The following is a 5,598-nucleotide window of genomic DNA, read 5'->3' on the forward strand; positions in this document are numbered from 1 at the left end:
TGGCGGCAAAAAGAATCCACCGCTAAGCGGCAACAATCTCCCCTCCCCGACGGGGAGGGGCCGGGGGAGGGGGCTCCACGCCACTTCTCGCGGCACACCCCCTCCCGGCCTCCCCCTCAAGGGGGAGGGGATTTTGATGCATCCCCTTTTGCCCTGATCGGCGAGACCGCGCATGGCCCGCGGATCGAAGCCGCCAATGCGGCGGCGCTCGCCAACGGGGTGCGGGCAAACATGCTGCTCGCCGATGCGCGGGGAATGTGCCCGCCTCTGGCGACCCATCCGTCCGACCCTGCCGGCGATCTCGCTTTCCTCGAACGTTTTGCCGTCTGGGCGCAGCGCTGGGGCCCGTGGAGCGCGGTCGACCCGCCCGACGGGGTGTTGGTCGATTGCAGCGCCGTTGCGCATCTGTTTGGCGGCGAGCAGGCGATGCTGGCGGAAGCCCAGGCGCTGGTCGAGCGGCAGGGGCTGGCCGTGCGGCTGGCGATCGCACCGACCGCCGGAGCGGCCTGGGGCCTGGCGCATTACGGGCCGGAACGGGCGATCCTTTATTCAGATGTGAGTCCCCGCGAAAGCGGGGACCTCGTGCCATCTGGAGACAGGCCCCCGCCTGCGCGGGGGCTCACGCAAAATGCTATACCGGCCGCTCTTTCCAGCCTCCCCGTCGCGGCACTCAGGCTCGATCCGGACGTGCTGCTGGTGCTGCGACGTCTCGGTCTCAAGCGAATCGGCGATATCGCGGAAATCGGGCGCGACGCGCTCCAGCGGCGGTTCCGCACCCGTCGTGCGCCCGCGGCTAACCCGCTGGTGCGGCTCGACCAGTTGCTCGGCCGCGTACCCGAACCGCTGCTACCGGTGCTCGCGCTCGAAGCGCCCCTGGTCCAGCGCCGCCTGCTCGAACCGATCCGCCACCGGCCATTGCTCGACCGGGTGCTGGCGGACCTGGCCGAAGACATGGCGCGGCTGCTCGAAGGGCGCGGGGAAGGGGCGCGGCGGCTCGAGCTCGGACTGTGGCGGGTCGATGGCGAGGCCGCGATCCGCCGGCTCGAACTGGCGGCCGCGGCGCGCGACCCCAGGCATATCGCGCGGCTGTTTGCGGCCAGGCTCGACGATGTCGATGCCGGCTTCGGGATCGAACTGGTCCGGCTCGCCGCGCCCTGGTGCGAAAAACTGGCCCTGTCGCAGGAGGATTTCGAAGCCGCGGCCGACCGGCACGGGACATCGCTGGCCGCCTGTATCGACCGGCTTTCGGTACGGCTCGGCCCGGAGGCGGTGCGCCGCCCGGTGCCTTTCGCGAGCCACCTGCCCGAGCGGGCGCAGGCCTGGGGGCCACCGCTCGAACAGGCTTCAGCCGAAGGGGAGGAGACGATTTTCCATGCCCGGCCCCTGAAACTGCTCGACCGGGCCGAGGCGATCGCGGTGCTCTATGCTTCGCCCGATGGTTTTCCGCGGCGGTTCCGCTGGCGCGGCCAGGTCCATGAAGTCGCGCGGGTCGAAGGGCCGGAGCGGATCGCGCCCGAATGGTGGCGCGAACGCTCGAGTGTGCGGCTGCGCGATTACTACCGGATCGAGGACGGGGAAGGTCGGCGCTACTGGATCTATCGCCACGGGATCATCGGCGATGGGCGGGGTAACGATAAATCGGGGGGAGCGCCCGAATGGTTCCTGCAGGGACTATTCGCCTGAGGCTTCCACCTTCCGCTTGGGTTCGACATGTTCGGTGATGATGAAGGCCGCCGCGAAGACCAGCAGCGAGATCGCCACCAGCGTGCCGAAATACCAGATGAAGCTGTCTTCCCCGCCCAGGCTGATCAGCGACCCGCCATAGAAGACCATCGCGATCGAGAACACCCGCCCCGAGGTGATGACGAAACCGATCCCGCCCGAGCGGCAGCTCTGCGGATAGCCTTCGGCCATCACGACGTAGAACACGGTGATCATCATCGAGACGAGGCCGACGGCCAACCCTTCGAGCAACACGATCCCGGTCACCTCGGCGGGCGTCGGAGCACCCGAGAGCCCCTCGACCATGACAGCAAGCGCGACGATGGTCGTCGTAATCGCCGTCGCCCCCACCAGGATGACCTTGCGCGAACCGAATGTGCGCACGGTCAGGCCGGCGGAAACACCGCCGATCATCGAAAGGATGCCTTGCCAGCTGCCGGCCCGCAGCGCCTGTTCGAGCGTCAATCCCGCCGTGACCAGCAATTCGCTGGTCCAGTTGAGCAGGCCGTAGACCAGCGTGGTCGTAGCCGAGAAGCTGATCACCATCGCCCAGTTGAGCCGCGCATTGCTCGCATGGAAGATGCCGATTTCCTTGCCGGATTCCTTCGCTGCCTCGCTCTGCGGCTCGGGCAGCAGCTCGATATCGGCATCGATCACCTTGTGCGCGCTCCTGTGCGCTTCGACGACCTTGCCCTTGGCGAGCAGGAAGGCGGGCGGTTCGCGCAGGACCAGGCGCATGATCGTGCCGAGCACGATCGCCGCAACGCCGAAGATCACGAACGCCCCCCTCCAGCCGAAATCGGGCAGCAGGAAGGGCAGCGTTTCGGCGCTCACCGTAATGCCGACCGGAATGCCGATGGAAAGGAAGGCGATGGCATGCGGGCGGTGGCGGGCCGAGACCCAATCGCTCACCAGTGCGAGCGCGTTGGGATAGGCCGCGCCGAAGCCGAGCCCACCGAGCGCACGGACCGTGGTCATTTCCCACACGGCGTTGGTGTATCCGGCAACGATCGTGCTGCTGCCGAAGATCAGCGAAGCGAGGAACAGCGCGTTGAGCCGCCCGATCCGGTCGCCCAGCAGGCCGCCGAGGAAGGAGCCGAAGCCCATGCCGAACAGCGTCGCGGCAAGCGCCCAACCGAACTCCTCGCGGGTGATGCCCCATTCGTCGAGGATCAGCGGAGTGACGAGCGGCAGGGATTGGAGGTCGACCCCGTCCATGACGAGCAGGGCAAGGCCGAACAGCGCGACCATGATCTGGAAGCTGCGCAGCGGAGCATTCGCAATCGCCGCGCTGAAGGGCATTTGTTTCAAGGCTCTCTCCCGGGCCGGACCGCTCTGTGGCGGGCGCTTGCGGATCATGTCAGGCGGGTCGATGCGCGTCCACTTGGAATTTGGAACGGCAGTTCCAGCTTGAGAACATAAATAGAACATTATACCCTGCCGGGTCCCATGCCCGAAGCTTCGCTCACTCCGCCACGGCCGCATGTCGGTGTCGATCCCGAGGGAATCGCGCCGTCCGAACGCGCGCCGTTTGTCGAACTGGGGCTGGCAAGCTGTTTTTCCTTCCTGCGCGGGGCCTCGGACGCGGTCGAGCTGGCCAGCACGGCCCGCGCGCTCGGCTACGACGCATTGGGGATCGCCGATGCCAATTCGATGGCGGGGGTGGTGCGGATCCATACCGAGGCCAAGGCGCTCAGGCTGCGCCCGGTGATCGGCTGCCGGATCGAAACGGTCGAGGGGCTCGCCTTCCTCGCCTATCCCGCAAGCCGCGCCGGTTATGGCCGCCTGTGTCGCCTGGTTTCGGAAGGGCGGATGCAGACGCTCACCGGCGAATGGCAGGACAAGGGCGTGTGCGAGATTTCGCTGCCGATGCTCGCCAAGTTTGCGGATGACGTGCAGCTGATCCTGCTTCCCCCGGCGGACCTGGAGGAAAGGTTCAGCGTGCCGGGCTGGGCGAGCAATGTCGTCACGCTCGATGGCGATGCGGTGGCGGGCGATGTCCATGGGCGGCTGGCGGATTGCCTGCCGCACCTTGTCGCGGGCCTGCCGACATTGAAGCACCTGGCGGCGAGCTATCTCTATCGCGGCGACGATGTCGCGCGGATCGGCAAGCTCGACCTGCTCGCAAGGGCGAACGGGATCGGCCTCCTCGCGACCAACGATGTGCATTATCATGCGCCCCAGCGCCGCCCGCTGCAGGACGTGATGACGGCGATCCGCCACAAGACGACGGTGGCGAAGGCGGGGCACCTGCTGCACGCCAATGCCGAGCGGCACCTCAAATCGCCGCAGGAAATGCTGCGCCTGTTCACTCGCTGGCCGCATGCGATCGCTGCAGCACGCGCAGTCGCCGATCGCTGCAATTTCAGTCTCGACGAATTGCGCTACGAATATCCCGAAGAGAGCTATCCCGAAGGGCGCACGCCGCAGCAGCAATTGACGGTCCTGACCTGGCAGGGGGCGGATATCCGCTATCCTGCTGGCGTGCCGCACCAGGTGCGGGAAACGCTTGAAAAGGAACTGGAATTGATCGGCAGGCTCAGGCTGGCGCGATACTTCCTGACGATCAAGGAGATCGTCGATTTCGCGCGCGCGCAGGACCCGCCGATCCTCTGCCAGGGGCGCGGCTCCGCCGCGAATTCCGCAGTCTGTTATTGCCTCGAGATCACCTCGGTCGATCCGGCGAAGCACGCACTGCTGTTCGACCGCTTCATTTCCGAGGAGCGCAACGAGCCGCCCGATATCGACGTCGATTTCGAGCATGAGCGGCGCGAGGAAGTGATCCAGCATATCTACGCCAAATACGGCCGGCAGCGCGCGGGCCTGTGCGCCACGGTGGTGCATTACCGCCCGCGCATGGCGATCCGCGAAGTGGGCAAGGCGATGGGCCTGTCGGAAGACGTGACCGGGGCGCTCGCGCGGACCGTGTGGGGCTCCTACGGGCGCGAGATCGGCGAGGCCCATGTCGAGGAGACCGGGCTCGATCTCAGCGACCCGCATCTGAAGCGCGTGCTGGCGCTGACCGACCAGATGATCGGCATGCCGCGGCACCTGTCGCAGCATGTCGGCGGCTTCATCCTCACCCAGGGGGCGCTGACCGAGACCGTACCGATCGGCAATGGCGCGATGCCTGAACGCAGCTTCATCGAATGGGACAAGGACGATATCGACGCGCTCGGGATCCTGAAGGTCGATGTGCTGGCGCTCGGCATGCTGACCTGCATCAGGAAGGCGCTCGACCTCCTGCGCGATCATCACGGCAAGCATCTGACCCTCGCCAGCGTCCCGCGCGAGGTTCCGCGCGTGTATGACATGCTGTGCAAGGCGGATTCGCTCGGCGTGTTCCAGGTCGAAAGCCGGGCGCAGATGAACATGCTCCCGCGGCTGCGGCCGCGCTGCTTCTACGACCTGGTAATCGAGGTCGCGATCGTCCGCCCGGGCCCGATCCAGGGCGACATGGTCCACCCCTATCTGCGCCGCCGCCGGGGCGACGAACAGGTGCTGCTGCCGGCCCCCGATTCGCGGCACGGCCCGCCCGACGAATTGTCGAGCATCCTCGGGCGGACCCTGGGCGTCCCGATCTTCCAGGAGCAGGCGATGAAGATCGCGCTCGATGCCGCGAAATTCTCCTCCGCCGAAGCCAATCGGCTGAGAAGGGCGATGGCGACCTTCCGCAGCCGGGGGAATTTGCAGGAACTCGAAGGCATGATGGTCGGGCGGATGGTCGAGCGCGGTTACGATCCCGATTTCGCCGCGCGCTGCTTCAACCAGATCAAGGGCTTCGGCGAATACGGCTTTCCCGAAAGCCATGCGGCGAGCTTTGCGCTGCTCGTCTACGTCTCGAGCTGGATCAAGTGTCACTATCCGGCGGCGTTT

Annotated in this window: 3 protein-coding genes; 2 read left to right on the forward strand and 1 reads right to left on the reverse strand. The window is 66.6% G+C overall.

What is annotated here, in order from left to right; translation table 11 throughout:
* The first annotated feature begins 153 nt into the window (after positions 1-153).
* Positions 154-1,683: a DUF6504 family protein gene (locus tag AC16XC_RS13680; RefSeq protein ID WP_484035219.1), complete on the forward strand. Its 1,530-nt coding sequence runs from the start codon at positions 154-156 to the stop codon at positions 1,681-1,683.
* Here AC16XC_RS13680 and AC16XC_RS13685 read toward each other — a convergent pair.
* Positions 1,672-3,024 (reverse strand): MFS transporter, encoded by a 1,353-nt coding sequence (locus AC16XC_RS13685; protein WP_484035220.1) that lies wholly within the window; start codon positions 3,022-3,024, stop codon positions 1,672-1,674. The genes AC16XC_RS13680 and AC16XC_RS13685 overlap by 12 nt on opposite strands.
* Before the next feature lie 147 nt (positions 3,025-3,171).
* Between AC16XC_RS13685 and AC16XC_RS13690 the strand changes: the two genes are divergently transcribed.
* On the forward strand, positions 3,172-5,598 hold a 2,427-nt coding region (locus AC16XC_RS13690), incomplete at its 3' end, for an error-prone DNA polymerase (protein ID WP_484035218.1).

This window comes from Candidatus Andeanibacterium sp., assembly GCF_057143545.1.

Bases quoted from the DNA above. Each gene is read 5' to 3' on its own strand.
- AC16XC_RS13685 (WP_484035220.1), bottom strand. From the start codon at position 3,024: ATGCCCTTCAGCGCGGCGATTGCGAATGCTCCGCTGCGCAGCTTCCAG.